This is a genomic window from Streptomyces sp. NPDC048434, from assembly GCF_043200375.1.
In the GTDB taxonomy this organism is placed as follows: Bacteria; Actinomycetota; Actinomycetes; order Streptomycetales; family Streptomycetaceae; genus Streptomyces.
The window spans coordinates 1-26,267 of record NZ_JBICXQ010000001.1 but is presented as its reverse complement, the minus strand read 5'-3'; the positions used below and the strand labels follow the sequence as shown (position 1 = coordinate 26,267).

The window sequence follows — 26,267 nt, the reverse complement described above, 5'->3', positions numbered from 1 at the left end:
CGGCTACTCCTGTCCGAGCGGTCGGAGTTCGTACTTCGGATTGAAGAGCACCCGGCGTCCGTGGCTCAGGGAGACCCGGCCCGAGGCGATGAGCTTACGGCCCGGCTCGATCCCGACGATGGAGCGGCGTCCGAGCCACACCACGTCGAGCGCCGCGGAGCCGTCGAACAGCTCCGCCTCCAGCGCGGGCACACCGGCGCGCGGCCGCAGCGTGACATGCCGCAGGGTGCCGGTGACCTTCACTATCTGCCGGTCGTCACAGTCGCAGATACGGGTGCACCCCGCGTCCTGCGCATCCTGTTGCAGCTCGGCGGACTGCAGCTCCTCCTCGGAGGAGGACAGCCTGTCGAGCAGCCGGCGGAAGCGACCGGCCGGCTTCTCGGAACGGGTCCCAGCACTCATAAACCCAGCGTACCGGTGGCCAGGTCGCGAGATCACGGCCCGCTCACGGAGTTCGTACCCGCCTCACAAAGCCGCGCCCCGCCACGGCGGCCGGATCCCGGTCGCGGCCCGCTGCCCTCACTGCTCGAAGCGGTACCCCATCCCCGGCTCCGTGATGAAGTGCTTCGGGTGCGAGGGATCGCTCTCCAGCTTGCGGCGGAGCTGGGCCATGTACACCCGCAGATAGTTGGTCTCGGTGCCGTACGAGGGGCCCCAGACCTCCTGGAGCAGCTGCTTCTGGCTGACCAGCCGGCCCGCGTTGCGGACCAGGACCTCCAGCAGGTGCCACTCCGTGGGGGTCAGCCGGATGTCCCGGCCACCGCGGTTGACCTTCTTCGCGGCGAGGTCGACGGAGAAACCTTCCGTCTCCACGATCACCTCGTCTTCGGCCGGTCCGGTCGGCTCGGCCCTGCGCACCGCGGCCCGCAGCCGGGCCAGCAACTCGTCCATGCCGAACGGCTTGGTGACGTAGTCGTCCGCGCCGGCGTCCAGCGCCTCCACCTTCTCGTCGGAGGTCTGCCGGGCGGAGAGCACCAGGATCGGCACCCGCGTCCAGCCCCGCAGCCCCTTGATCACCTCGACACCGTCCATATCGGGCAGACCGAGGTCGAGGACGATGACGTCGGGGTGGCGGGCGGCCGCGAGTCTGAGCGCGGTGGCCCCGTCGGGGGCGGCGTCGACCTCGTATTTGCGCGCCTTCAGGTTGATCACGAGGGCGCGGACGATCTGCGGCTCGTCATCGACCACAAGCACCCGGTTCACTGGCGTTCTCCTCGTGGTGTCGTCGGCCGGCGGGGCGGGCCCGCCGGGCGTGTGGTGAGAGTGGTCCGTGCGGCCCGGCTCATGTCGTGGCCTGGGCCGGAAGGTCGGGCCTGACCGGCGGCCGGCCGGGCACGGCACGGAGCGTGAGGACCATCGTCATCCCGCCTCCGGGGGTGTCCTCGGCGGCGAGCGTGCCGCCCATCGCCTCCGCGAAACCGCGCGCCACGGCCAGCCCGAGGCCCACGCCGGCACCGCGCGGAGCGTCACCGTAGCGCTGGAAGGGTTCGAAGATCCGGTCCTTGGCGCTGTCCGGCACCCCCGGCCCGCGGTCGGCGATCCGCAGCTCCACCCGGTCGCCGAGCGCGCTGGCCGAGACCAGCACCACCGCACCGTCCGGGCTGTACTTCACGGCGTTCTCGACGAGATTGGCCACCGAGCGCTCCAGCAGCCCCGGGTCCACGGCGACGATCGGCAGCTCCTCCGGGATGTCCAGGGTGACGCTGCCCTCCGGTACGCCGCCGAGCGCCATCGGCACCACCTCGTCGAGGTCGATCTCGCGGATCAGCGGGGTGACCGTGCCGGTCTGCAGCCGGGACATGTCCAGGAGGTTGCCGACCAGGTGATCCAGCCGGTCGGCACCCGCCTCGATGCCGGCCAGCAGCTCCGCCTCGTCCTCCTCGGACCACGCGACGTCGTCGGAGCGCAGGGAGGTGACGGAGGCCTTGATACTCGCCAGCGGGGTCCGCAGATCGTGGCTGACCGCGGCCAGCAGCGCCGTTCTGATGCGGTTGCCCTCGGCCAGCTCCCTGGCCCGCTCCGCCTCGCCCACCAGCCGCTGGCGGTCCAGCACGACGGCGGCCTGGGCGGCGAACGCGGCCAGCACCCTGCGGTCCTCCGCGGGCAGCACGCGGCCGGTCAGCGCCAGCGCCATGTGGTCGCCCACCGGCATGTCGACATCGGCGTCCTCGGGGCGCATCAGCGGCGTGCCGTGGTCACCGCCCGCCCGGCCCGCGCAGGTCCACGGGTCGACGTCGCCGGCGCGCTCCAGCAGTGCCACCGTCTCCATGCCGAAGGTCTCCCGCACCCGCTCCAGCAGGGCGTCCAGGGTCGTCTCGCCACGCAGCACACTGCCCGCCAGGAACGACAGGATCTCCGACTCGGCGCGCAGCCTGGCGGCCTGATGGGTGCGGCGGGCGGCGAGGTCCACCACGGAGGCGACCGAGACGGCCACCGCGAAGAAGATCACGATGGCGACGATGTTCTTGGGGTCGTTGACCGTGAGGGTGTGGGTGGGCGGCGTGAAGTAGAAGTTCAGCAGCAGCGAGCCGACCGCGGCGGACGCCAGGGCCGGCAGCTGCCCGCCGAGCAGCGCGGCGACGACCGTCAGGAAGAGGAAGAGGAGGACGTTGTTGGCCAGCCCGGGGCCGTTCACCATGCCGCTCAGCAGCAGCGAGAGCAGGGCCGGTCCGACGACGCCGACGAGCCAGCCGGCGATGATCCGGGCCCGCCCCAGCCGCGCACCGCGCGCCACCGGCAGCCCCCGGCCCTTGGCGACCGCTTCGTGGGTGACGATGTGCACATCGAGATCGGGCCCGGATTCGCGAGCGACGGTCGCCCCCACACCCGGCCCGAAGATGTACTGCCAGGCCTTGCGGCGACTGGAGCCCAGCACGATCTGGGTGGCGTTGACCCCGCGCGCGAACTCCAGCAGCGCGCTGGGTATGTCGTCCCCGATGACGTGATGAAACGTGCCGCCCAGGTCCTCCACCAGGGTCCGCTGGACGGCGAGTTCCTTGGGCGAGGCCGAGGTGAGCCCGTCGCTGCGGGCGATGTAGACGGCGAGCACCTCGCTGCCCGACCCCTTCGCCGCCATCCGCGCCGCGCGGCGGATCAGCGTACGGCCCTCCGGCCCGCCGGTCAGTCCGACGACGATGCGCTCACGCGCCTGCCAGGTGGAGCGGATCGAATGCTCCGCCCGGTACTCCTGCAGATACTCGTCCACCCGGTCGGCGACCCACAGCAGGGCCAGCTCGCGCAGCGCCGTGAGGTTGCCAGGCCGGAAGTAGTTGGACAAGGCGGCGTCCACTTTGTCGGGCTGGTAGATGTTGCCGTGCGCCATACGCCGGCGGATCGCCTGGGGCGACATGTCGACAAGCTCGATCTGGTCGGCCCTGCGGACGATCTCGTCCGGCACGGTCTCGCGCTGCCGCACACCCGTTATGGACTCGACGACGTCCCCGAGTGACTCCAGGTGCTGGATGTTGACCGTCGAGATCACATCGATCCCGGCTTCCAGCAGCTCCTCGATGTCCTGCCAGCGCTTGCCGTTGCGCGAGCCGGGGACGTTGGTGTGCGCCAGCTCGTCGACCAGCGCCACGGCCGGATCGCGTTCCAGGACCGCGTCCACGTCCATTTCGGTGAAAACCGTGCCGCGGTACTCCAGCTCCTGGCGCTGGATCTGCTCCAGCCCGTGCAGCATGACCTCCGTACGCGGCCTGCCGTGATGCTCGACGAACGCCACGACGAGGTCCGTGCCCCGCTCCACGCGCCGGTGCGCCTCGGACAGCATCGCGTACGTCTTACCGACGCCCGGTGCCGCGCCGAGATATATCCGTAGCTTGCCGCGTGCCATGGCCCCATTGTCTTACGTGAAAGCCGCCCCCACCGGGCTGAACCTGCTGCGAGCCTACCGACCGGACAAGTGGACAAAAGGCACAGGCGGCGCCTTGGCGTCCGGTCTTGACGCGACTCTGATACGGGAGGCGGGAGGGGCGGGTGGCGGGGATTCATGGGGGTGGGTGGGCCTTCGGGTGGCGGGCGGGTCGGGGGGTGGTGTGTCGGCTGCGGGTGGGGGTGAGCAGCGGGTGGAGCGGGGTGGGGTGGCGCGTCGGGTGGCGGGCTGGGGGCCATCGGGTGGCGGCGTCGGCCGGGGGCCGGGCCGGCCGGGGGCGGAACGGTCGAAGGCGCGGCCGGCCCCGGGGAGCCGACGTTCAGCCCGGGCCACCCACCCGTACGGGTAACGGCGGCCGGGCGCCGCGCGAAGAGGTACGCGACGCCCGCCGTGACAGCCGACCCGGCCGGACCGGACGGCGGACCCCACGCACCGCCGTGCGGCAACGGCCCGGCGGCACCGATCGACCGGCCACCTCCATGACACCGACCGGGCTCGCGGGGCACCAGCGCAACCCCCGTTACCTGACACATCACTGACAGGGCGCGCGGCGGGAGGGAGATGAACCATGGCCGGAAAAATGCCATCGCCGGGCCACAGGCCGACTGCGACCATGACCCACATGACCGAGGCACATCCGACGGCGCCCCGCACGACCGACGTCCGTCTCGCCCACACCGCCGATCTCGACACCGCCACCCTCAAGGCGGCCCGCACCCTCCTCTACGACGTCTTCGACGACATGACCGCGGAGGACTGGGAGCACTCACTCGGCGGTCTGCACGCCCTGGTCCACGAAGACGGCGAACTGATCGGGCATGCGTCCGTGGTCCAGCGGCGTCTGCTGCACGGCGGCCGGGCACTGCGCTGCGGTTACGTGGAGGGCGTCGGCGTCCGCGCGGACCGGCGCGGGCGCGGACACGGCGCGGCCATGATGGGCGCCCTGGAGCGGGTCGTACGCGGCGGCTACGACCTCGGCGCGCTCGGCGCCGCCGACGAGGCCGCTTCCTTCTACGCCGCCCGCGGCTGGCAGCTGTGGCGCGGCCGGTCCTGGGCCCTCACCCCGGACGGCATCCAGCGCACCGCGGACGAGGACGGCTGCATCTACGTCCTCCCGACCGCGGCCGCCCCCCTCACCCTCGACACCGACCTCACCTGCGACTGGCGCGACGGCGACGTGTGGTGACGCGCGGGGGCGGCGGGGCGAGGGCCCTCGCGGCCCGCCTCCCCCGCCCCCGCACGCCACGTCCGCGCCGAAGCCGGTCCGGATCAGCTCCGCATCAGCTCGGGTTCTCCGCGTGGGTCAAAGTCTCCCAGCCGACAAAGAGATTGTTGGAACCGGCCGGCCGCTGCCGCTCCGTCAGCTTCTGGGTGTTGGTCATGTCGTAGTGCATCCGGTTGTGCAGCGCGTTGTAGCCGACCTCGGCGACCGGACCCAGGCCGCGCTTGACGCTGCCGCCGCACAGCCATGACGGCGGGGCGGTGCCCAGTTCGTAGGTGGCCTGGAAGCCGAGTGCATGACGCAGCCGGTCGGCGACCTCGGGGTAAAGGTCCTGGCCCTGGAGGCGGCTGGTTTCGGCGATGTGCGAGATGGCCGACAGGCCGTAGCCGGTGTGGGTGAAGTCGCGGCAGGTTTCCTGGGTGAGGCCGTCGACGAACGTGGACTGGCCCTGCCAGTACTTGACGATCTTGTCGCGAGTGTCCAGCCCGCTGCCGGGCGTGGTCTTGGGCAGATCGCCGTCGGACTTCAGATAGATGTACGCGGGCACCCGGGCGCGGAACGTGGCGATGGCCTTGTCGTACGAGGCCTTGTCCTCAAGGAAGACGGAGATACCGACGGCCGCCTCCATCATGCTCAGTTCCCAGTTGCCGTTGCTCCGGGAGCCGTTGATCACCTTGGGGAGGTAGACGGTGCGCAGCATGCCGGCGAAGCGGTCGACGCGGTCCTTGGGCCAGCCGTTGTACGTGTAGCGGATGATTTCGGCGGCGCGTGGCCAGGAGGAGCCGGCCCAGCCGGTCTGCAGGGGGGCGTTGCTGTTGGTGTGGTCCTTGAGGGTGCCGGACCAGGCGTCCATGATCTGGATCGCCTTGTCCGCGTACTTGCTGTCGCGGGTGATGTACCAGGCCAGCGACAGGGTGTAGGCGGCGAGGGCGTCCTCGCGTTCATCGGTGCAGCCGTAGTTGGGGTCGGAGTACGAGCCGCATTCGACGATGGCGCGGGGCTTGGGTGTGCGCGAGAGCGAGGCGTAGCTGCTCGCCCTCATGGTGTCGAAGGCGTTCTTCCAGGGCTGGGCCCCGGAGTTGACCTTGCCGCGGGTGAAGTCGAGCTGAGCGGTGCCGACGAGGACGCCGGGGTGGGTGAAGGCGGCCGGCGCCGCGGTGGACGGGGCGCCGGCGAGCAGGCCTGCCGTCAGGGCGCCGAGCAGCGCGCCGACGACGAGGGTGAGCTTTCTGCGCATGGGGGGTGGGTGCCTTCCTGTCGAGATGCTCGATGAGACGGGAGCTGTTCTCGTACATGAACAACAGGCGCTGACATGAACACCTGCGATGGCTGGCGAACGTAAGGGCAAGCCACCGTGCCGTCAAGACCTGGCGTGAGGGCGGTGGGAAATCAACCGCCTTGCCCCGACGGGTGGTTCAGGTCCCGAAGGAGAGGAACGCAGGAGAAACGGCCCCCGGAGGAGAGAAATCCTCCGGGGGCCGCCTCCCGTACTCCCGGTGCGCTCAGCTCTTGGTGTGACCCTTCACCAGATCCTTCAGCGCGATGTTCAACTCCAGTACGTTCACCCGTGGTTCACCCATGAAACCGAGGATGCGGGCGTCGGTGTGGCGCTCGACCAGCTCATGCACCGTGCCAACGGGCAGGTGGTTCTCCTTGGCGATCCGGTCCGCCTGCAGTTGGGCGTACGCGGGCGAGATGTCCGGGTCGAGTCCGGAGCCGGAGGAGGTGACGGCATCCGCCGGGACCTTCGCCTCGGGGACGCCGTACGTCGTGGCGACCCACTGCTTGCGCTCCTTCACCGCCTTGATGAGGTCCGTATTGGTCGCGCCCTGGTTGGACGCGCCGGAGACCTGAAGGTCGTACCGCGTGTTGACGCCGTTGGCCTTGTTGCTGCCCAACCCCGCCGAGGGGCGCGGCTGGAAGAACTTCAGGTCCGGGACCGGATTGCCGTTCTTGTCCTTGCCCTTGTCGTAGCGCTGGCCGATCAGCGACGAGCCGACGACCTTGCCGTGGGAGCTCACCTGGGACCCGTTGGCCTGGCCGGCGAACGCCGCCTGTGCCACTCCGGTGACCACCAGCGGGTAGATGACCCCGCAGACCACCGTCAGTACGAGCAGGGCACGCAGGCACGCACCGATCAACCGGGCGGTGTTGCGTACGGAGTTGTTCACGGCGGTCACCCGATTCCGGGGAGGAGAGTGATGAGCAGGTCGATGAGCTTGATGCCGATGAACGGTGCGATCAGACCGCCCAGTCCGTAGACGGCGAGGTTGCGGCGCAGCATCCGGTCGGCGCTGACCGGCCGGTACTGCACGCCCTTGAGGGCGAGTGGCACCAGCGCGACGATGATCAGCGCGTTGAAGATGATCGCCGAAAGAATCGCGGAGCTGGGGCTGGACAGCCGCATGATGTTGAGGGTGTCCAGGCCGGGGTAGGCCACCGCGAACATCGCCGGGATGATCGCGAAGTACTTCGCAACGTCATTGGCGATCGAGAAGGTCGTCAGTGCGCCCCGGGTGATCAGAAGCTGCTTGCCGATCTCGACGATCTCGATGAGCTTGGTCGGGTTGGAGTCCAGGTCCACCATGTTCCCGGCCTCCTTGGCGGCCGAGGTACCGGTGTTCATGGCCACGCCGACGTCCGCCTGGGCCAGCGCGGGCGCGTCATTGGTGCCGTCGCCGGTCATGGCGACCAGCTTGCCGCCGGCCTGCTCCCGCTTGATGAGCGCCATCTTGTCCTCGGGCGTGGCCTCCGCGAGGAAGTCGTCCACACCCGCCTCATCAGCGATGGCCTTGGCCGTCAACGGGTTGTCACCCGTGATCATGACGGTCTTGATGCCCATCTTGCGCAGTTCGACGAACCGTTCGCGCATCCCGTCCTTGACGACGTCCTTGAGGTGGATGACTCCCAGGACGCGGGGGCCACGCTCGTCCTCCAGGGCGACCAGCAGCGGGGTGCCACCGGCCTGCGAGATCGCGTTGCTGAGCGTGTCAGCGTCCTCCGCGACCTCGCCGCCGCGCTCCTTGACCCAGGTGATGACCGCACCTGACGCACCCTTACGGATCTTGCGGCCGTCGACGTCCACACCGGACATCCGGGTCTGGGCGGTGAACGGGACCCAGTCGGCCCCGGTCAGTTCGCCCTGGTGCCGCTCGCGCAGTCCGTACTTCTCCTTGGCGAGGACGACGATGGAGCGGCCCTCGGGCGTCTCGTCGGCCAGCGAGGACAACTGGGCGGCGTCCGCGACCTCGGCCTCGGTGGTGCCGTGTACGGGGACGAACTCTGCGGCCTGGCGGTTGCCGAGGGTGATGGTGCCGGTCTTGTCGAGCAGCAATGTCGATACATCGCCTGCGGCTTCGACGGCGCGGCCGGACATGGCCAGGACGTTGCGCTGCACGAGACGGTCCATACCGGCGATGCCGATGGCCGAGAGCAGTGCACCGATGGTCGTCGGGATGAGACAGACCAGCAGTGCGAGCAGCACGATCATGGTCTGTTCGGCGCCGGCGTAGATCGCGAAGGGCTGGAGGGTGACGACCGCCAGCAGGAAGACGATGGTGAGCGACGCGAGCAGGATGTTGAGTGCGATCTCGTTGGGGGTCTTCTGCCGTGCGGCGCCCTCGACGAGGTTGATCATCCGGTCGATGAAGGTCTCGCCGGGCTTCGTTGTGATCTTGATGACGATGCGGTCGGAGAGCACCTTCGTACCGCCTGTCACAGCGGAGCGGTCACCGCCGGACTCGCGGATGACCGGGGCCGACTCACCCGTGATGGCGGACTCGTCGACGGATGCCACTCCTTCGACGACATCGCCGTCACCGGGAATGATGTCGCCGGCCTCGCACACGACGAGGTCGCCGATGCGCAGCTCGGTGCCGGCTACCTGCTCCTCGCTGCTTCCGTTCAGACGGCGCGCCACGGTGTCGGTCTTGGCCTTGCGCAGGGTGTCGGCCTGCGCCTTGCCACGGCCCTCGGCGACCGCCTCGGCGAGGTTGGCGAAGAGGACGGTCAGCCACAGCCAGGCGGCGATCGCCCAGCCGAACCAGTCGGTGGGAGTCGTACAGGCAAAGATCGTGGTCAGCACGGAGCCGACCTCGACCACGAACATGACGGGCGACTTGACCATCACCCGCGGGTCGAGTTTGCGTATCGCGTCCGGCAGGGACGTGATCAGCTGCTTGGGGTCGAAGAGACCGCCGCCCACACGGCCGTCGCCGGGCTTGTGCCCACTGGGGACGTCCTGGTGCGGAGCACGGGTCGAAGTGGCGGTGGACATGGAGCCGGGCTCCTCCGGTTTCACGGGGGCGGTCATGACAGGCCCTCCGCCAGCGGCCCGAGGGCCAGCGCCGGGAAGTAGGTCAGACCGGTGATGATCAGGATCGTGCCGACGAGCAGCCCGGCGAACAGCGGCTTTTCGGTACGGAGGGTGCCCGCGGTCTCCGGGACCGGCTTCTGCTCGGCGAGCGAGCCGGCCAGAGCGAGCACGAACACCATCGGCAGGAAGCGGCCGAGCAGCATCGCCAGACCGATCGTGGTGTTGTACCAGGGGGTGTTGGCATTGAGGCCGGCGAACGCGGACCCGTTGTTGTTGGCGCCGGAGGTGAAGGCGTACAGCACCTCGGAGAAGCCGTGCGAACCGGCGCCCAGCGCCTTGGTGTTGAGCATCGAGCCCAGCGCGTGCGGCAGCACCATCGAGACGGCGGTGAAGCCGAGCACCAGCGTCGGGGTGATGAGGATGTAGCAGGCGGCGAGCTTGATCTCGCGGGTGCCGATCTTCTTGCCGAGGTATTCGGGCGTACGGCCCACCATCAGCCCGGCGATGAACACCGCAATGATCGCCATGACCAGCATGCCGTAGAGACCGGATCCGACGCCGCCGGGTGCGATCTCGCCCAGCATCATGCCGAGCAGCTGGACGCCCCCGCCGAAGGCCGTGAAGGACGAGTGGAAGGAGTCCACCGCGCCGGTGGAGGTGAGGGTGGTGGCCACCGAGAAGATCGAGGAGCCGCCGACGCCGAAGCGGGTCTCCTTGCCTTCCATGGCGGCGCCCGCGGCCTGCAGGGCCGGGCCACCGTGGGCGAACTCGGTCCACATCATCAGCGCCGTGAAGCCCAGCCAGATGACGCCCATCGTGGCGAGGACGGCGTACCCCTGCTTCACGTTCCCGACGAGCTTGCCGAAGGTGCGGGTGAGCGCGAAGGGAATGACGAGGATCAGAAAGACCTGGAAGAGATTGGTGAAGGCGTCGGGGTTCTCGAAGGGGTGGGCGGAGTTGGCGTTGAAGTAGCCGCCCCCGTTGGTGCCCAGTTCCTTGATGGCCTCCTGGGAGGCGACCGCGCCACCGTTGGTCTGCTGGGAGCCACCCATGAACTGGCCGACCTCGTGGATGCCGGAGAAGTTCTGAATGGCACCACAGAGAACCAGGACGAGGGCGCCGATGACGGCGATCGGCACCAGCACCCGCACGGTGCCGCGGACCAGGTCGGCCCAGAAGTTGCCGAGATCGCCGGTGCGCGACCTGGCGAAGCCGCGGACGAGAGCGATGGCGACGGCCATGCCGGTGGCGGCGGAGACGAAGTTCTGCACCGCGAGACCGGCGGTCTGCACGACGTGGCCCATGGCCTGTTCGCCGCTGTAGGACTGCCAGTTGGTGTTGGCGACGAAGGACGCCGCGGTGTTGAACGCCTGGTCCGGGCTGATCGACGCGAAGCCGAGGGACAGCGGCATACCGCCCTGGACGCGCTGCAGCAGGTAGAGGAAGAGCACCCCCACCGCGGAGAATGCCAGGACGCCGCGCAGATAGGCCGGCCAGCGCATCTCGGCGTCCGCATGCGCGCCGATGCAGCGGTAGATGACCTTCTCGATGCGGAGGTGCTTGGGGGAGCTGTAGACGGCGGCCATGTAGTCGCCGAGGGGGCGGTACGCCAGGGCCAGCGCCGCGGTGAGCGCTGTCAGCTGGAGCACGCCTGCGAGAACGGGGCTCATGTGGCCCGCTGCGGCAGCAGCAGCAGTCGACACCTCAGAACCTCTCCGGGAAAACGAGGGCGAGGACCAGGTAGCCGAGCAGGGCGACGGCCACGATCAGACCGACGATGTTTTCCGCGGTCACAGCTTCGTCACCCCCTTGGCGACGAGAGCCACCAACGCGAAGACCGCGATCGTGACGACGACGAAGGCCACATCGGCCATCGTGTGCTCCTAGTGGAATGGGGAGGACAGGACCCCTAGAGCAAAGCGCCGTTCCGGCCGTCTGTGACCGCCGTTGACGGCTCCCTTACGGCCATTGGCGTTCCCTTGACGACTTTCCTACGCATCGCGACCTGACCTGCACAAACGGAGCGGGCCCGCACCCCCCAGAGGGGAGTACGGGCCCTTGCGACCGTCACGATCCAGCCGTCACCCGGGCGCCATCACGCCGCCCGGCCGCCGGATGTGTCAGCGGATCTCGGTGATCTCCGGTCCACGCTCCAGGCGCTCGACACCACCGCCGAAGCGCGACTGCTCGACCGAGTCCTGCTGCACACCGTCCGGCACCATCTGGGCATCGTCCGGCAGCTTCAGCACGATCGGATCGCGGGGGGCCATCGGGCCCTCGCCGCGGATGATGACGGTGTCCCGGAAGATGTGTTCCAGCACGCCCGCGGCCTGCGGCTGCACCGCGCCCTGGCCGGAGATCACACCGCGCAGGAACCACCGGGGGCCGTCGACGCCGATGAAGCGCACGACCTGCACACCGTTCGTGCCGTCCGGCAGCTGTACGGGTACCTGGGCGCGCAGCTCCCAGCCCAGCGGGCCCTCGACCTCGTCGATGACCCCGCCCTGCTGGGTGATGCCGGTGGCGATCTCCTCACGGACCTCGCCCCAGATGCCCTCGTTCTTGGGGGCCGCGAAGGCCTGCAGCTGTACGGCGCTGTCCTGCAGCACCACGGTCGCGGCGACGATGGCGTCACCGGCGACCTCCACCCGGAGCTCCATGCCCTCGACACCCGGCACGAACAGCCCGCCGAGGTCCACCCGGCCCTCGCCGGGCTCGGAGACCTCAGACCCGTCCCAGGGACCGTCGGGGCGCGGCGCGGGCGGAAGATTGAGCCGCTGCTGCGGCGCCTCGTCCTCGTCGGCGTCGCTCACCGTGTGCTCGTCGAGCGTGGTGTCCTCGACCGACTCTTCAGGAGCCTCGTTCTTCTTGCGACGTCCGAACACGTCACTGTCCTTCCCGGTCGGCACCGACCGATGCGTATTCATTCCCGCCCGTGGAGCCGCCCACCGCCGCATGACCGCCGGTGGAACCGAATCCCCCCTCGGCCCGCGCCGAGCCGGGAAGTTCCGCCACCTCGTGGAAGCGCACCTTCTCGACCTGCTGGACGACCAGTTGGGCGATCCGGTCGAACCTCTCGAACCGCACGCTCTCGCGCGGGTCCAGATTGACCACGATCACCTTGATCTCTCCACGGTACCCGGCATCCACCGTCCCGGGGGCATTGACCAGCGCCAGGCCGCAGCGCGCGGCCAGCCCGGACCGCGGATGCACAAATGCCGCATACCCGTCAGGCAGCGCGATCGACACCCCGGTGGGCAGCACGGTGCGCTCCCCCGGCGCCAGCTCGGCGGCCTCGGTGGTCACCAGATCCACACCCGCGTCGCCGGGATGCCCGTACGACGGAACGGGCACGTCCGGATCCAGCCGCCGCAGCAGCACATCCACCGGATTCCGTACCTGACTCACGGGTTCACCTCGAAGGCACGCGCTCGCCTGACCTGGTCCGGGTCGGACATCGCCGCCTGGATCTCCTCGGTCCTTCCGTTGTCGATGAAGTGGTCGACCTTCACCTCGATGAAGACGGCCTCGGCGCGCACCGCGACGGGACCGTCCGGGCCGCCTATGCGCCCCACGGCCGTCGAGTAGATCTTCCGCCCGTGCACCGCGGTGACCCGCGCGTCCAGGTGCAGCACCGTGCCCAGCGGCACCGGCCGTACGAAGTCGGTCTCCAGCCGGCCGGTCACCGCGATCACCCGCAGCAGCCAGTTCAGCGAGCCGAGCGTCTCGTCCAGCGCGGTGGCCAGCACCCCGCCGTGCGCCAGACCCGGCGCACCCTGGTGGGCCTCCTTGACGGTGAACTCGGCGGACACGCTCACCCCGTCGCCGGCCCGCGCCTCCAGATGCAGGCCGTGCGGCTGGCCGGTGCCACAGCCGAAGCACCGGTCGTAGTGCGCGCCGAGAAGTTCTCCGGGTGCCGGCGCCTCGGCATGCCGGACCGGAGCGACAGCGTCCGCCGGTGGCGTCAGCCGCGCCCTGGGTTCGTCAGTTCCACTCACGAGGGGAGACCCTACCCGCGCGCATAAGGGGCCCGCGCCGCCGTGCCAAGCTGGAGCCATGCAGCCGTACGAAGAACGCCTCACCGCGCCCCGGTCCTGGTGGGTGATCGCCGCGCTGATCGGCGTCGCCTGCGCCCTGATGCTGCTCCCCCTGGGGACACTTTGGTTGCTCGGCGGACTGATCGGCGGAGCGGCGCTGTCCGCGGTGGCGGTGAGCTCGTACGGCTCGGTGCGGATCCGGGTGGTGGGCGGTGCCCTGATCGCCGGCGACGCGAAGATCCCGGTGACGGCACTGGGCGAGGCATGGGCGCTGGACGCGGACGAGGCGATGGCGTGGCGTACGCACAAGGCCGACGCCCGCGCGTTCATGCTGCTGCGCGGCTATATCCGCACCGCGGTGCGGGTGGAGATCACCGATCCGCAGGACCCGACGCCGTACGCCTATCTCTCGACGCGGGCGCCGGAGCGCCTGGTGGCGGCGCTGGCGGCCGGACGCGCCTGACCGGCGGCCGCGGGTTCGTGGATCAGTCGCCCGGTGGCGGCGGGGTCTCTCCGGCCCGTTCGACGCCCATCAGGGCGGTCGGCGCGGAGTCGGGAAGGGCGTCCCAGGGGACCTGCTTGGTGCGCAGGTCCTTACGGATTTTTTCCGCAACTTTTCTGGTGTCCCTGCGGTTCATGAACGCGCCGACGGCGGCGCCGACCATGAACGGCGTGAGGTTGGGAAGGTTGCGCAGCATGCGCTTCATGATCTGCTGACGCAGTTCGCGCTTCATCTGCCCGCCGAGGGCGATGTTCAGCGAGGTCGGCTTGGCGATGTCGACGCCCCGCTCCTCCGTCCAGGACGTCAGATAGGCCATCGCCCGCTGCCGGAAATTCCCCGCGGGCCGGAGCCCGTAGACCTCGTGCAGTTCTGCGATCAGTTTGATCTCGACCGAGGCGACACCGGTGACCTCGGCGGCCAGCTCGGCCGGCATGGCGGGCGGTACGGGCAGCATCGCTGCCGCGCCGACGCCCGCTCCGACGGTGGCGGTGCCCCTGCACGCGCCCGCGACGAGCTTGTCGGCCAGGTCCTCGGGGGTCAGTCCGGGGAACTGGGCGCGCAGGGTGGCGAGGTCGCGGACCGGGATCCGCGGGGCGGTGTCGATGATCCGGTCGGCGATCGCGGCAAGCCCTGCCCGCATCCTGCCGCCGGTTCGTCCGGCACCACGGCCGACCATGGCCGCGAGCGAGGCCGTGCGGCCTCTCCCCCGCTCTCGGCTTCGCTCGAGCGGGAGGTGCCCCCACTGCAATGCACCGGTCGTCCGCTCCGCGGGGAGGGCGGTCGGGTCGGCGGGCACGGGCGCGGTTTCCTCGCGTGATCGTGCGCCGGCCGCCGAGCCTTTGACGCCCTTACGGAACGGGTTCACGCCTGCCACGGCGTAGACCGGTCTCAGGCCGCGCAGTCGCGGCAGATCGGCTGCCCGTTCTTGTCCTCTGCGGCCAGCTGGCTGCGGTGGTGGACCAGGAAGCAGCTCATGCACGTGAATTCGTCCTGCTGCTTGGGCAGCACGCGCACGGCCAGCTCTTCGTTGGACAGGTCCGCGCCGGGCAGTTCCAGGCCCTCGGCCTGCTCGAACTCGTCGACGTCGACGGCCGAGGCGGACTTGTCGTTCCGCCGCGACTTCAGCTCTTCAATGCTGTCCTCGTTGAGATCGTCGTCGGTCTTGCGTGGGGTGTCGTAATCCGTAGCCATTTTCGCTCTCCCCCTCTGGGTGTCTGCGGTGTCTCAGCGCTCGTAACGCGTGAGAGGCCGGACTTGTGCCCGACCTGAGGCGGAGATTTTGCCTCACATCAAGGTCTGTTACTCAATCGACACCCAACCGCACCCCTGAAGAGGTGATCGGTTTGGATGGCGATCAGGACCGTACACGGTCCGAATGTCGCACCTCGCGCAGCCCATCACCTCTACTTCCCGTGATCTCACCCCCCGGAAACCCGGACTTCCCCGGCATTCCGACAGGCATTTCGATCACGGAGCGTAGATGGCCGGAATTTCGCGTCTGTGAGGCATCACACACGCGCAGACCGGTGGGCGGACCGGTTTAATTCCGCGCAAAGCGAACTCGGCGAAGGATCCACGCCGACCCCCCTTCTCGTCAAACCGGCAGGCGAAGCGGCGTACGGCCGCGAGACGGGCGATCGTACGCACAGATGTCCGACGACTGCTCACGGGGGCGCACAGTGGCTCCAGCGGGCGTACAACCGCCCTCTGGCCTGCGTCAGAGCGGCAGGACGACCCTCATCACGAGTCCGCCGCCCTCACGGGGCTCGGCCGTGATGGTGCCGTCGTGCGCGCGCACGACCGAGCGCACGATGGACAAGCCCAGACCGACCCCCTTGTCGCTGCCGGTGCGCTCGGTACGCAGCCGCCGGAACGGCTCGAAGAGGTTCTCCACCTCGTAGGCAGGCACCACCGGACCGGTATTGGCGACCACCAGGACCGCACAGCCGGGCTGCGGCTCCGTGGTGACCTCCACCCAGCCCTCCTCCGGCACGTTGTAGCGCACCGCGTTCTGGACGAGATTGAGGGCGATGCGCTCCAGGAGGACGCCGTTGCCCTGCACGAAGACCTGCTGGCGAACCCCCCGGAACTCCACACCCTTGCTGTGCGCCTCTTCACGGGTCTGGTCGACGGCCTGGGACGCGACCTCGGACAGATCGACCGGCTTCTTGTCGACGACCTTGTTCTCGCTGCGGGCGAGCAGCAGCAGCCCCTCCACCAGCTGCTCGCTGCGCTCGTTCGTCGCCAGCAGCGTCTTGCCGAGCTGCGCGAGCTCGGGGGACGCCTCCGGATCAGCGAGCTGGACCTCCAGCAGCGTGCGATTGATCGCCAGCGGCGTCCGCAGCTCGTGCGAAGCATTGGAGACGAACCGCCGCTGCGACTCGAAGGCCCGGTCCAGCCGGTCCAGCATCTCGTCGAAGGTGTCGGCGAGCTCCTTGAGCTCGTCGTCCGGCCCGCCCAGCTCGATCCGGCGGTGCAGATCGGAGCCGGCCACCCGCTGGGCGGTACGCGTGATGCGCCCCAGCGGCGACAGCACCCGGCCCGCCATCGCATAGCCGAAGGCGAAGGCCACGATGGTCAGACCCAGCAGGGCCAGCAGGGAGCGGTTGAGGAGGCTGTTGAGGGCCACCGCGCGCTGGTGCTGCAGGCACTGTTCGACGGCCTGCTGGAGCAGCTGCCCGGACGTCTCGGTGGGCAGGTCGCAGATGTCACTGGTCGACTGGAACTTCCCGCCGAGGATCTTCAGCGGCAGCGCGCTGCCGTCGTGCAGCGCGTCCGCGGCCAGCATGTAGATGATCGTGAGCAGCACGATCCCGGCCATCAGGAACATGCCGCCGTACAGCAGCGTCAGCCGTATCCGGATCGTGGGCCGCAGCCACGGGAACGGACGGACATCGACCGGCCTGGGGTCCCAGGTCGGCTTGGGCGGAACGGGCGGCGGCGGGGTGGCCGCCTTGGAGAACGAGGGCAGGGAGGGCATCGCCGGTCAGATCCGGTATCCCGAGCCGGGGACGGTGACGATCACCGCGGGCTCGCCGAGCTTGCGGCGCAGCGTCATGACCGTGACCCGCACGACGTTGGTGAACGGGTCGGTGTTCTCGTCCCAGGCCTTCTCCAGGAGCTGCTCCGCCGAGACGACCGTGCCCTCGCTGCGCATCAGGACCTCCAGCACCGCGAACTCCTTCGGGGCGAGCTGGACCTCCTTGCCGTCGCGGAACACCTCGCGGCGATTGGGATCGAGCTTGATGCCGGCCCGCTCCAGGACGGGCGGCAACGCAACGGTCGTACGGCGCCCGAGGGCGCGTACCCGGGCGGTCAGCTCGGTGAAGGCGAAGGGCTTGGGAAGGTAGTCGTCCGCGCCGATCTCCAGGCCCTCGACGCGGTCGCTGACGTCGCCGGAGGCGGTGAGCATCAGGACGCGGGTGGGCATCCCCAGCTCGACGATCTTGCGGCAGACATCGTCACCGTGGACGACCGGAAGGTCACGGTCCAGCACGACGACGTCATAGTCGTTGACCGCGATCCGTTCCAGGGCGGCAGCGCCGTCGTAGACCACGTCGACGGCCATGGCCTCCCGGCGTAGTCCGGTGGCCACCGCATCGGCGAGCAGCTGCTCGTCCTCGACGACGAGAACACGCACGTCGCTAGTCCTTCCTCAGGGCCCTTGCGGGCAGGCACAACAAAGTCTTCAGAGCTCTTCCATCCTGCCCCGAAGAGCCATAAACCGGCGGTAAGAGGGGGCGGAGGGGTGGAGAGCCCGGGCCTCGGCGCCCGACGGACATGATTCCTGGGCGGGTTGAGGTTTCCCTGAGGTGGGGGGTGGGGAGGACGGCTGTACACCCGCGATCACACCCTGTTTCTTCGGCTACGTGCCATGAACTGATCCATCGCAGGGACCACGCAGTGATCGATCGACCCACCCGTCGGCACACCCCCGTGCCCACCGACCCACGACGAGGGGGCGCACATGGACGCGTTCACCGCAGGCATTTTGCAGCGCATAGAGAACACCGAAGCCGACCTGGACCGGGCCCGCGCCGCGGGCGATGACTTCCTCGCCGAGGTCGAGCAGGCAGAACTCGAGGACCTGCAGCGACTGGCGACCGAGCACGGCGTGCGGTACGGAGCGGTCAGCAACGCCTGACCTCTCCCCGGCGTACGACGACAGCGCCCCGGCATCCAGGGGATGGTGCCGGGGCGCTGTCGTGCCCGGACGGCGGTCCGGTCAGTCGTGCCAGGCGCCGAGCTCGTCCAGGAGGGGCTGGAGCCGCTCGAAGAGGGCCGGGGAGGCGGCGAGGGTCAGCTCGTGGGAGACCGGCCGGCCGGGGCGCCCACCGGTGAGCGCCCCGGCCTCGCGGGCGATCAGGGCGCCGGCCGCCAGGTCCCAGGGGTTCAGACCGCGCTCGTAGTAGGCGTCGAGCCGGCCGCAGGCCACATCGCACAGGTCGATCGCGGCCGAGCCGCCGCGCCGGATGTCGCGGACCTGCGGCAGCAGCGTGCGCACCACCTCCGCCTGGGCCGCCCGGCGCTCGGCGAGATAGCCGAACCCGGTGCCGACGAGCGCCTGGGAGAGCGGCGGCGCGGGCCGGTGGCGGATGCGCTCGCCGTTGTTGAACGCGCCACGGCCCACGACGGCCTGGCAGGTCTCGCCGCGCATCGGGGCGGCGACCACCCCGACGACCACTTCGCCGTCCTTCTCCGCCGCGATGGACACCGACCAGGCCGGCAGCCCGTAGAGGTAATTGACGGTGCCGTCGACGGGGTCGATGACCCAGCGGATGCCGCTGGTGCCGTCGGAGCTGGCGCCCTCCTCCCCCAGGAGACCGTCGTCGGGGCGGTGCTCCGCGAGGAAGCCGGTGATCAGCTTCTCGGAGGCGAGGTCCATCTCGGTGACGACGTCGATGGGGCTGGACTTGGTGGCGGCCACACCGAGGTCGGCGGGCCGGCCGTCACGCAGCAGCGCCCCCGCGCGGCGGGCGGCCTCCAGCGCCAGTTCGAGAAGTTCGTCGTACAGCGCCTCGTGATGCGCCGGATCGGTCTGCGGGGCGTCGGGGTGCAGCGGGTCGGGCACGATGCTCCTTGCTCGGACGAGCGGTGATCGAGGGCGGAGGGGTTTACGCGGGGGCTTCGGCGGCCGGGCCCCGCCAGTCGGCGCCGGCGGCGGCCGGGCGCGGTGCGCGCGCGGGACAGCAGCCGATGGGGCACAGGTCGTGGCCGGCACCGAGGGCGCCCACGGCGCAGCGCTCCGGGGTGCGGCCCCGTTCGGTGGCCGCGCGCTCCAGGAGGAGGTCGCGGACGGCCGCGGCGAACCTCGGGTCGGCGCCCACGGTGGCCGACCTGGTGACCGGCAGTCCCAGTTCGGCGGCCTTGGCGGTGGCTTCGGTGTCGAGGTCGTACTTGACCTCCATGTGGTCGGAGACGAACCCGATGGGTGCCATCACGACGGCCGGAACGCCCGCGGCGTGCTGCTCCTCCAGGTGGTCGCAGATGTCCGGCTCCAGCCAGGGGATGTGCGGGGCGCCGCTGCGGGACTGGTAGACGAGCCGCCAGGGGTGGTCCACACCGGTCTGCGCGCGGACGGCGTCCGCGACCACCCGCGCCACGTCCAGATGCTGGGCGACATAGGCGCCGCCCGCGCCGTCCCGGGTGTGGTCGGCGGGTGTGCCGGAGGTGTCGGCCGCGGCGGTGGGGATGGAGTGTGTGGTGAACGCGAGATGGGCGCCGTCCCGCACCTCCCGGGGCAGTGCGGCGAGGGACGCCAGCACGCCGTCGACCATCGGACCGACGAAGCCGGGGTGGTTGAAGTAGTGCCGCAACTTGTCGACCTGCGGCACCGGCAGCCCCTCGGCCCCGAGGTCGGCGAGGGCGTCGGCGAGGTTCTCGCGGTACTGCCGGCAGCCCGAGTACGAGGCGTAGGCGCTGGTCGCCAGGACGGCGATACGGCGGTGGCCGTCCTGGACCATGGTGCGCAGGGTGTCGGTCAGGTAGGGCGCCCAGTTGCGGTTGCCCCAGTAGACGGGCAGGTCCAGGCCGTGCCCGGCGAAGTCCTTGCGCAGTGCGTCCAGCAGTTCCCGGTTCTGGGCGTTGATGGGGCTGACGCCGCCGAACAGGAAGTAGTGCTGCCCCACCTCCTTGAGGCGCTCACGGGGGATGCCGCGGCCGCGGGTGACGTTCTCCAGGAACGGGACGACGTCGTCGGGGCCTTCGGGACCGCCGAAGGACAGCAGCAGCAGGGCGTCATAAGGGCGGGGATCGCACTGTTCGGGCATGCCATCGATCCTGCCACCCTTCCCACGGGTGCGGCGGGCAGGTCCCGGCGCCGGGAAGGCCGACGGGCCGGAGGAGGTTGCGAAAATTCGGAGGCGGCCGACGGCACACCGCCCGTAAGCTGTATCGGCCCCTGTCATTCCTTACCGATCATTTCGGTCCTCACCGGCGGAGCACCCCCGTTGCCCAGTCCGTACCGCGCCATCTTCGGCCGCCCCGGCACCAAGTCGTTCTCCGCCGCCGGACTGCTGGGCCGGATGCCTCTGTCGATGCTGGGCATCGGGATCGTCACGATGATCTCCCAGCTGACCGGCCGCTACGGCCTGGCCGGCGCGCTGTCCGCGACCATCGCGCTGTCCGCCGCGGTCCTCGGCCCGCAGATCTCCCGGCTGGTGGACCGGCACGGGCAGAGCCGGGTGCTGCGCCCGGCCACCCTGCTGTCGATCGCCGCGGTCGCCGGTCTGCTGCTGAGCGCCCAGCAACGGTGGGCGGACTGGCTGCTGTTCGTCTTCGCGGCCTGTGCCGGGTGTGTGCCGAGCGTCGGCTCGATGATCCGGGCGCGCTGGGCCGAGCTCTACCGGGGCTCCCCGCGCGAGCTGCACACCGCGTACGCGTGGGAGTCGATCGTCGACGAGACGTGCTTCATCGTGGGACCGATCCTGTCCATCGGCCTGTCCACCGCGTGGTTCCCGGAGGCCGGTCCCCTGCTGGCCGCCGGCTTCCTGGCCGCCGGCGTGTTCTGGCTGACGGCGCAGCGTGCGACGGAGCCGGTGCCGCACCCGCGTGAGCAGCACGCCCAGGGGTCGGCGCTGCGCTCGCGGGGCCTGCAGGTGCTGGTGGTGACGTTCGTGTCGACCGGCGCGATCTTCGGGGCGGTCGACGTGGTGACCGTGGCGTTCGCCGAGGAGGCCGGGCACAAGGCCGCGGCCAGTCTGGTGCTGGCGGTCTACGCCCTCGGCTCGTGTGCGGCCGGTGCCGTCTTCGGGCTGCTGCACCTCAAGGGCCATCCGTCCCGCCGCTGGGTGGTCGGGGTCTGCACGATGGCCGTGAGCATGGTGCCACTACAGCTGGTGGGTTCACTGCCGCTGCTGGCCGTCGCGCTGTTCGTCGCGGGGCTGTCCGTCGCCCCGACGATGGTGACCACGATGGCGCTGGTCGAGGAGCATGTGCCGCGGTCGAAGCTGACCGAGGGCATGACCTGGACCAGCACCGGTCTGGCGGTGGGCGTCGCGCTCGGTTCGTCGGCGGCCGGCTGGGTGGTGGACGCCGCCGGGGCCGCCCGCGGCTATCTGGTGCCGGGGGCGGCGGGCGTGCTCGCCGCGCTGGTGGCTTTCGCGGGCTACCGCAGGCTCCGCCCGCAGTCGCCTCCGGTGGCGGGCTCGGCCGTGGCGGGCGGCCTGCCCGGCCGGCCCGGTCCGGCCACGGAGCGGCAGGGCGAGGAGAGCGTCGCCTAGGACCTGTCCCGTCGATCGGGGCCCGCCCGCCCCGTGTGGCGCCGGCCCGCCGGTCCGTGTGAACCCGCCCCGCCCGTCGGCGAGTTACCGGCGGTACGACATGTCCGGGAGCCGGGCGATTCCAGCCGGTTCCCTGGCTCTGTGATTCCCGTCACCCCGCCTGAACGGCACGTCGGTGACTGACATCATGCGCTCACACAACGGCGGCCGAACACGGCCGGCCCGCGCGGAGGGAGGGGACGTCACCATGGCAGTCAGCAATGCCGTCGGCGGCTCGGGAGGGCGCGGTCCGACAGCCGGGCCGTGGCGCAACTGGGCGGGCAATGTCACCGCCCGCCCCGCCCGGAGCGTGGCCCCGGCGAGCACGGAGGAGCTGGCGGCCGCGGTCCGCGCCGCCGCCGCGGACGGGCTGACGGTCAAGGCCGCCGGCACCGGCCACTCCTTCACCCCGGCGGCCGCCACCGACGGGCTGCTGATCCGCCCCGAGCGGCTGACCGGCATCCGCACCGTCGACCGCGAGGCCGGCACGGTGACGGTGGCGGCCGGTACACCGCTCAAGCGCCTCAACGAGACGCTGGCCGCGCACGGACTGTCGCTGACCAACATGGGCGACATCATGGAACAGACGGTCTCCGGGGCGGCCGCCACCGGCACCCATGGCACCGGCCGCGACTCGGCCTCGCTCGCCGCCCAGACCACCGCCCTGGAACTGGTCACCGCCGACGGCTCGGTCCTGACCTGTTCGGCCGAGGAGAACCCGGAGGTCTTCGCCGCGGCGCGGCTGGGCCTGGGCGCGCTGGGCGTGATCAGCGAGCTGACCTTCGCCGTGGAGCCGGAGTTCCTGCTGACCGCGCGCGAGGAGCCGATGGCCTTCGACGAGGTGACGGACCGGTTCGACGAGCTGGTCGCCGAGAACGAACACTTCGAGTTCTACTGGTTCCCGCACACCGGCAGCTGCAACACCAAGCGCAACAACCGCAGCCAGGGCCCGGCGGCGCCACCCGGGAGAGTGAGCGGCTGGGTCGAGGACGAGCTGCTGTCCAACGGGGTCTTCCAGCTCGCCTGCACCGTCGGGCGGGCGGTACCGGCCGCCATACCCCGCATCGCCAAGATCTCCAGCCGCGCGCTGTCGGCCCGTACGTACACCGACATCCCGTACAAGGTGTTCACCTCGCCGCGGCGGGTGCGGTTCGTGGAGATGGAGTACGCGCTGCCCCGCGCGGCCGCGGTGGCGGCACTGGGTGAGCTCAAGGCTCTGGTGGAACGCTCGGACTTCAAGGTCAGCTTCCCGGTCGAGGTGCGGACCGCGCCCGCCGACGACATTCCGCTGTCCACCGCTTCGGGCCGGGACACCGTGTACCTCGCCGTACACATGTACCGCGGGACGCCGTACGAGGCGTATTTCGCGGCCGCCGAGCGGATCATGACGGCACACGGCGGACGCCCGCACTGGGGGAAGCTGCACACCCGCGACGCCGCCTACCTTGCCGACGCCTATCCGCGGTTCGGGGAATTCACCGCGGTGCGCGACCGGCTGGACCCGGAACGCCGGTTCGCCAACGCCTATCTGCGGCGGGTCCTGGGGGACTGACCGACGACGGCTGCGGCCCGGCGCCCTGGGTTGGGCACCGGGCCGCAGCTGTTGGGTCCGCGTCGTCCGGACGGCCGCCTCGGGTCAGGAGGAGGCGCCGGGGCCGGGGTCCGGCGCACCGGACTGCTGTTCGTCCGGGTGGTCCCCCTGGTTTCCGGTGCCGGTCGAACCGTCGCCGGAGCCGGTGCCGCCGTCCCCGGCAGAGCCGCTCGGCGACGGATCCGGCGACGAGGGCGTGCCGGTGTCCGGCGAGGTCTTGCCGCCGTCGGACGGGTTCGGGTCCGGCGACGGGGAACCGCCGCCCTTCTCACGGCCGGTGCCGGTGTCGCCCGAGTTGCCCGGGTCGGGGCTCGGCCGGTCACCGCTGCCGCGCCGGCTGCCGTCACCCGGGGAGTGGCCGGAGCCGGGCGACTGCGGGGTGCGGGGCTCCTGCCGACTGCCTCCCCCGGTATGGGTGATATTGCTCAGCGTCGTGCCCTGCTCGCCGCTCGGCGTCTGCCCGGTGATCAGTTCGGTGCCGGTGACCACCCCCATGGCGAGCGCAAAGACCGCGAGCGCACCGAGCGTCGGCCGCTTCCAGCCGCGCAGCCGGGTGCCGTACATCGCGGTGCTGAGCTCCTCGGGCGAGCCGGCCGGGTGCCGCGCTGCCGGGACGCCGGGCGGGCGGGCGGCCGCCTGACCCAGCGCCATGGTCCGCTCGTCGAGACGCGGCACCAGCTGCGTACGGTCCGCGGGCCGCCCCGGACCGGTCCCGTCCACCACACGCAGTGCGCGGGTCGCATCGGGCTCGGCGGAGCGCAGCATCCGGGTCGCGTCATCGGTCCCCGGGGCGGGGTGGGCGCCCGCCGGATCGCGCCGGCGAGCCTGTTCGACCCGCGGGACCAGCTGCGTACGGGCGGTGCCGTACCCGCTCGTCCTGGCGGCGACGGAGGTGACCTTGTCCTCCGTGCCCTCCTTGTCGAAGGTCGGCAGCACCATCGTGGGCTCGGCCTGCCGGGCGCCGGGTGCGGTGGATCGAGTGCGGGTGGAGGAGGAGCGGTGTGGCTTCGGCCGGGTGGTGACCGTCGCCTCCTTGAGCTGTTCGCCGGTGCGCCGGAACAGGTGCTGGAACACCGAGCCGCCGGTGGTGGCCACGACACTGACCACCCCCGCGCCGATGATGCTTCCGTAGACGCCGAGCCGGCCCGCGAGGTACGCGGCGACCGCCGCGGCGAGCGCGCTGCCGGCCACCTGAGCAATGCTCAGGTCAATCCGCTTCTCCTTCTTCTTCGTGTCGCTTTCGGTTTCTTCGTCCATCTCCAACCTTTGATAGCCCGTTCGATCCATCTTGCATGGAGAAGTGACCATTCGGCGGAGCCAAAAGTTCCGATTTTGGGGAATCTGTGAAACTTGCCACCTGCGTGCCAGGTAGAGAGATCGACAAGACGACCCAACTCCGTTGCGCGCCCAGAAGTTCAGCGGCGCGGCGGTCCACCTCAGTGGTCCGAATGGAGTACTGTGGCGAGCCCTGGCCCCGGTTCCCGTCCGGCTGCCCGGAACCCAGGGGAGGGGGCCATGAAGGCGGCACTCACCCCGGGGCGCCGCCGCTCGGCACGGGTGAACGGTGACAGAGCAAGCGGCATGGTCACTGAGCGTGGCGAACAGGTAACCGTGTCATAACGGCGTTTCAGGGCCAAGCCCCGACACGCCGGGCAACTCGGCAATGTTGTGGCAGGCTGCACCCGGGCAGGCCACACTCGACTAGCGGAAGCAGCGACGCGAGTGACGTCGGCAGGCACCACCCGGGAGGTCCCCATGCCCGAACTGCGTGTCGTGGCCGTCTCCAACGACGGCACACGGCTGGTGCTCAAAGCTGCGGACAGCACCGAGTACACGCTTCCGATCGACGAACGGCTGCGCGCCGCCGTCCGCAATGACCGTGCACGCCTCGGCCAGATCGAGATCGAGGTCGAGAGCCATCTGCGTCCGCGGGACATCCAGGCGCGTATAAGAGCCGGTGCCTCCGCCGAAGAGGTCGCCCAGCTCGCCGGCATCCCCGTCGACCGGGTGCGCCGCTTCGAGGGGCCGGTGCTCGCCGAACGCGCCTTCATGGCCGAGCGGGCCCGCAAGACCCCGGTGCGGCGGCCCGGCGAGAACACCGGTCCGCAGCTCGGCGAGGCGGTGGCGGAGCGGCTGCTGCTGCGCGGCGCCGACAAGGAGAGCGTGCAGTGGGACTCCTGGCGCCGGGACGACGGCACCTGGGAGGTGCTGCTGGTCTACCGCGTCGCGGCCGAACCGCACTCGGCGAGCTGGACGTACGACCCGCCCCGGCGGCTCGTCCAGGCCGTGGACGACGAGGCGCGGGCGCTGATCGGCGAGAGCGACGACACGCCCGAGCCGAGCTTCCCGTTCGTGCCGCGGATCGCACGGCTGCCGCGCGACCGGCCGCTGGACCGCGCGTTGGACCGGCAGACGCCCGAACGCGGCGAGCGCGGGGCGCAGTCCAACGGCGAGGACGGCGAGCCGCGGGTCGCGGAGGAGGCCGTCGGTGAGCGCGAGCGCGATTCGCTGACCAGCCTGCTGGAGGCGGTGCCGAGCTTCCGTGGCGACATGGTCGTACCGGAGACCGTGAAGTCGGCGCAGAGCGACGAGGAGTCCGAGGCCGAGGTCGAGGAGCCGCCCGCCCCGGCAGCCAGTGCGGGCGCGGGTTCCGCGTACGCCGATGTGCTGATGCCGCGCGCGGTGGCCGGTCATCGCGACCGGCTGACCGGGACGACGGACCGGCAGGCCGAGGCGGACGGTGTACGGCCCGGCCGCCGCGCCGCGGTGCCCAGTTGGGACGAGATCGTCTTCGGCACCCGGCGCAAGAAGCCGGAGTAACGGGGCGGCCCTTGGGGCCCTCCCGCCGCATACCCACCCGTGGGGGCGCGCCCCGGCGGGGGGGGGGGGGGGGGCCCGGGGGGGGGGGGCCCCGGGGGGGGGGCGCGGGGGGGGGGGGGCCGGGGGGGGGGGGGGGGGGGGCGGGC

Annotated in this window: 24 protein-coding genes; 6 read left to right on the top strand and 18 right to left on the bottom strand. The window is 70.7% G+C overall.

The window, feature by feature from the left end:
* Positions 1-3 precede the first annotated feature (3 nt).
* The 3 genes from ACGFWI_RS00120 to ACGFWI_RS00110 all read right to left on the bottom strand — a co-directional run bounded on the left by ACGFWI_RS00120 (position 4) and on the right by ACGFWI_RS00110 (position 3,835).
* Positions 4-402: an OB-fold nucleic acid binding domain-containing protein gene (locus ACGFWI_RS00120; protein WP_030088861.1), complete on the bottom strand. Its 399-nt coding sequence runs from the start codon at positions 400-402 to the stop codon at positions 4-6.
* 117 nt (positions 403-519) lie between these two features.
* On the bottom strand, positions 520-1,203 hold the full coding sequence (locus tag ACGFWI_RS00115; RefSeq protein ID WP_093491608.1) for a response regulator: 684 nt from the start codon (positions 1,201-1,203) through the stop codon (positions 520-522).
* 79 nt (positions 1,204-1,282) lie between these two features.
* The gene (locus tag ACGFWI_RS00110) at positions 1,283-3,835 is read right to left on the bottom strand and encodes an ATP-binding protein (protein WP_393903600.1); all 2,553 of its coding nucleotides are present in this window, start codon (positions 3,833-3,835) and stop codon (positions 1,283-1,285) included.
* A gap of 661 nt (positions 3,836-4,496) precedes the next feature.
* On the opposite strand from ACGFWI_RS00110, the gene ACGFWI_RS00105 reads away from it, so the two are divergent.
* Positions 4,497-5,060, top strand: a complete 564-nt coding sequence (locus ACGFWI_RS00105) for a GNAT family N-acetyltransferase (RefSeq protein ID WP_393903599.1) — start codon at positions 4,497-4,499, stop codon at positions 5,058-5,060.
* A gap of 94 nt (positions 5,061-5,154) precedes the next feature.
* Here ACGFWI_RS00105 and ACGFWI_RS00100 read toward each other — a convergent pair whose 3' ends face one another.
* The 8 genes from ACGFWI_RS00100 to ACGFWI_RS00065 all read right to left on the bottom strand — a co-directional run bounded on the left by ACGFWI_RS00100 (position 5,155) and on the right by ACGFWI_RS00065 (position 13,409).
* On the bottom strand, positions 5,155-6,333 hold the full coding sequence (locus tag ACGFWI_RS00100; protein WP_393903598.1) for an alginate lyase family protein: 1,179 nt from the start codon (positions 6,331-6,333) through the stop codon (positions 5,155-5,157).
* A 265-nt stretch (positions 6,334-6,598) separates the two neighbouring features.
* Positions 6,599-7,267 carry a potassium-transporting ATPase subunit KdpC gene (kdpC, locus tag ACGFWI_RS00095; protein ID WP_393903597.1) on the bottom strand — a complete coding sequence of 223 codons (669 nt, stop codon included), beginning with the start codon at positions 7,265-7,267 and terminating at the stop codon, positions 6,599-6,601.
* Between the two features lie 5 nt (positions 7,268-7,272).
* A complete protein-coding gene (gene kdpB / locus ACGFWI_RS00090; RefSeq protein WP_393903596.1) occupies positions 7,273-9,372 on the bottom strand; it encodes a potassium-transporting ATPase subunit KdpB in 2,100 nt (699 codons plus the stop codon).
* Between the two features lie 32 nt (positions 9,373-9,404).
* Positions 9,405-11,081 (bottom strand): potassium-transporting ATPase subunit KdpA, encoded by a 1,677-nt coding sequence (kdpA, locus tag ACGFWI_RS00085; RefSeq protein ID WP_393903595.1) that lies wholly within the window; start codon positions 11,079-11,081, stop codon positions 9,405-9,407.
* A gap of 34 nt (positions 11,082-11,115) precedes the next feature.
* The gene (gene kdpF, locus ACGFWI_RS00080) at positions 11,116-11,205 is read right to left on the bottom strand and encodes a K(+)-transporting ATPase subunit F (protein WP_055544543.1); all 90 of its coding nucleotides are present in this window, start codon (positions 11,203-11,205) and stop codon (positions 11,116-11,118) included.
* Between the two features lie 326 nt (positions 11,206-11,531).
* Positions 11,532-12,296, bottom strand: a complete 765-nt coding sequence (locus tag ACGFWI_RS00075) for a DUF3710 domain-containing protein (protein ID WP_393903594.1) — start codon at positions 12,294-12,296, stop codon at positions 11,532-11,534.
* Position 12,297: 1 nt separating this feature from the next.
* Positions 12,298-12,819 (bottom strand): dUTP diphosphatase, encoded by a 522-nt coding sequence (gene dut, locus ACGFWI_RS00070; RefSeq protein WP_327154418.1) that lies wholly within the window; start codon positions 12,817-12,819, stop codon positions 12,298-12,300.
* Positions 12,816-13,409 carry a PaaI family thioesterase gene (locus tag ACGFWI_RS00065; RefSeq protein WP_393903593.1) on the bottom strand — a complete coding sequence of 198 codons (594 nt, stop codon included), beginning with the start codon at positions 13,407-13,409 and terminating at the stop codon, positions 12,816-12,818. Before ACGFWI_RS00065 ends, dut begins: the two co-directional genes overlap by 4 nt.
* Positions 13,410-13,467: 58 nt before the next feature.
* On the opposite strand from ACGFWI_RS00065, the gene ACGFWI_RS00060 reads away from it, so the two are divergent.
* Positions 13,468-13,911 carry a DUF3093 domain-containing protein gene (locus tag ACGFWI_RS00060; RefSeq protein ID WP_393903592.1) on the top strand — a complete coding sequence of 148 codons (444 nt, stop codon included), beginning with the start codon at positions 13,468-13,470 and terminating at the stop codon, positions 13,909-13,911.
* A gap of 22 nt (positions 13,912-13,933) precedes the next feature.
* Here ACGFWI_RS00060 and ACGFWI_RS00055 read toward each other — a convergent pair whose 3' ends face one another.
* The 4 genes from ACGFWI_RS00055 to ACGFWI_RS00040 form a co-directional block, all read right to left on the bottom strand.
* Positions 13,934-14,746 (bottom strand): hypothetical protein, encoded by an 813-nt coding sequence (locus tag ACGFWI_RS00055; RefSeq protein ID WP_393903591.1) that lies wholly within the window; start codon positions 14,744-14,746, stop codon positions 13,934-13,936.
* Positions 14,747-14,838: 92 nt separating this feature from the next.
* Positions 14,839-15,141 carry a DUF4193 domain-containing protein gene (locus ACGFWI_RS00050; protein WP_003982531.1) on the bottom strand — a complete coding sequence of 101 codons (303 nt, stop codon included), beginning with the start codon at positions 15,139-15,141 and terminating at the stop codon, positions 14,839-14,841.
* Positions 15,142-15,667: 526 nt separating this feature from the next.
* Positions 15,668-16,930 carry a sensor histidine kinase gene (locus ACGFWI_RS00045; protein ID WP_393903590.1) on the bottom strand — a complete coding sequence of 421 codons (1,263 nt, stop codon included), beginning with the start codon at positions 16,928-16,930 and terminating at the stop codon, positions 15,668-15,670.
* A gap of 6 nt (positions 16,931-16,936) precedes the next feature.
* Positions 16,937-17,590: a response regulator transcription factor gene (locus tag ACGFWI_RS00040; protein ID WP_006602630.1), complete on the bottom strand. Its 654-nt coding sequence runs from the start codon at positions 17,588-17,590 to the stop codon at positions 16,937-16,939.
* 327 nt (positions 17,591-17,917) lie between these two features.
* Between ACGFWI_RS00040 and ACGFWI_RS00035 the strand changes: the two genes are divergently transcribed.
* Complete coding sequence (locus ACGFWI_RS00035; RefSeq protein ID WP_006602631.1) at positions 17,918-18,094, top strand: hypothetical protein; 177 nt, start codon at positions 17,918-17,920, stop codon at positions 18,092-18,094.
* An 81-nt stretch (positions 18,095-18,175) separates the two neighbouring features.
* Here ACGFWI_RS00035 and ACGFWI_RS00030 read toward each other — a convergent pair whose 3' ends face one another.
* Together ACGFWI_RS00030 and ACGFWI_RS00025 are read right to left on the bottom strand one after the other, a co-directional pair.
* The gene (locus ACGFWI_RS00030) at positions 18,176-19,021 is read right to left on the bottom strand and encodes an inositol monophosphatase family protein (RefSeq protein ID WP_393903589.1); all 846 of its coding nucleotides are present in this window, start codon (positions 19,019-19,021) and stop codon (positions 18,176-18,178) included.
* A gap of 43 nt (positions 19,022-19,064) precedes the next feature.
* Positions 19,065-20,219, bottom strand: coding sequence for a ferrochelatase (locus ACGFWI_RS00025; protein WP_393903588.1), 1,155 nt, complete (start codon positions 20,217-20,219; stop codon positions 19,065-19,067).
* Between the two features lie 180 nt (positions 20,220-20,399).
* Between ACGFWI_RS00025 and ACGFWI_RS00020 the strand changes: the two genes are divergently transcribed.
* The gene (locus ACGFWI_RS00020; RefSeq protein WP_393903587.1) at positions 20,400-21,671 is read left to right on the top strand and encodes an MFS transporter; all 1,272 of its coding nucleotides are present in this window, start codon (positions 20,400-20,402) and stop codon (positions 21,669-21,671) included.
* A gap of 247 nt (positions 21,672-21,918) precedes the next feature.
* Positions 21,919-23,262 (top strand): D-arabinono-1,4-lactone oxidase, encoded by a 1,344-nt coding sequence (locus ACGFWI_RS00015; protein ID WP_393903586.1) that lies wholly within the window; start codon positions 21,919-21,921, stop codon positions 23,260-23,262.
* 84 nt (positions 23,263-23,346) lie between these two features.
* On the opposite strand, the gene ACGFWI_RS00010 is transcribed toward ACGFWI_RS00015, so the two are convergent.
* Positions 23,347-24,558, bottom strand: coding sequence for a hypothetical protein (locus ACGFWI_RS00010; protein ID WP_393903585.1), 1,212 nt, complete (start codon positions 24,556-24,558; stop codon positions 23,347-23,349).
* A 498-nt stretch (positions 24,559-25,056) separates the two neighbouring features.
* Here ACGFWI_RS00010 and sepH point away from each other — a divergent pair, with 498 nt between their 5' ends.
* Positions 25,057-26,121 carry a septation protein SepH gene (gene sepH / locus ACGFWI_RS00005; RefSeq protein ID WP_393903584.1) on the top strand — a complete coding sequence of 355 codons (1,065 nt, stop codon included), beginning with the start codon at positions 25,057-25,059 and terminating at the stop codon, positions 26,119-26,121.
* Positions 26,122-26,267: the final 146 nt, after the last annotated feature.

Coding starts and splice junctions, on each gene's coding strand:
- ACGFWI_RS00105 (WP_393903599.1), top strand. CDS start 4,497: ATGACCGAGGCACATCCGACGGCGCCCCGCACGACCGACGTCCGTCTC.
- ACGFWI_RS00110 (WP_393903600.1), bottom strand. CDS start 3,835: ATGGCACGCGGCAAGCTACGGATATATCTCGGCGCGGCACCGGGCGTC.
- ACGFWI_RS00100 (WP_393903598.1), bottom strand. CDS start 6,333: ATGCGCAGAAAGCTCACCCTCGTCGTCGGCGCGCTGCTCGGCGCCCTG.
- ACGFWI_RS00025 (WP_393903588.1), bottom strand. CDS start 20,219: ATGCCCGAACAGTGCGATCCCCGCCCTTATGACGCCCTGCTGCTGCTG.
- ACGFWI_RS00045 (WP_393903590.1), bottom strand. CDS start 16,930: ATGCCCTCCCTGCCCTCGTTCTCCAAGGCGGCCACCCCGCCGCCGCCC.
- kdpB (WP_393903596.1), bottom strand. CDS start 9,372: ATGTCCACCGCCACTTCGACCCGTGCTCCGCACCAGGACGTCCCCAGT.
- ACGFWI_RS00120 (WP_030088861.1), bottom strand. CDS start 402: ATGAGTGCTGGGACCCGTTCCGAGAAGCCGGCCGGTCGCTTCCGCCGG.
- kdpA (WP_393903595.1), bottom strand. CDS start 11,081: ATGAGCCCCGTTCTCGCAGGCGTGCTCCAGCTGACAGCGCTCACCGCG.
- ACGFWI_RS00010 (WP_393903585.1), bottom strand. CDS start 24,558: ATGGACGAAGAAACCGAAAGCGACACGAAGAAGAAGGAGAAGCGGATT.
- sepH (WP_393903584.1), top strand. CDS start 25,057: ATGCCCGAACTGCGTGTCGTGGCCGTCTCCAACGACGGCACACGGCTG.
- ACGFWI_RS00035 (WP_006602631.1), top strand. CDS start 17,918: ATGGACGCGTTCACCGCAGGCATTTTGCAGCGCATAGAGAACACCGAA.
- ACGFWI_RS00015 (WP_393903586.1), top strand. CDS start 21,919: ATGGCAGTCAGCAATGCCGTCGGCGGCTCGGGAGGGCGCGGTCCGACA.
- ACGFWI_RS00050 (WP_003982531.1), bottom strand. CDS start 15,141: ATGGCTACGGATTACGACACCCCACGCAAGACCGACGACGATCTCAAC.
- ACGFWI_RS00060 (WP_393903592.1), top strand. CDS start 13,468: ATGCAGCCGTACGAAGAACGCCTCACCGCGCCCCGGTCCTGGTGGGTG.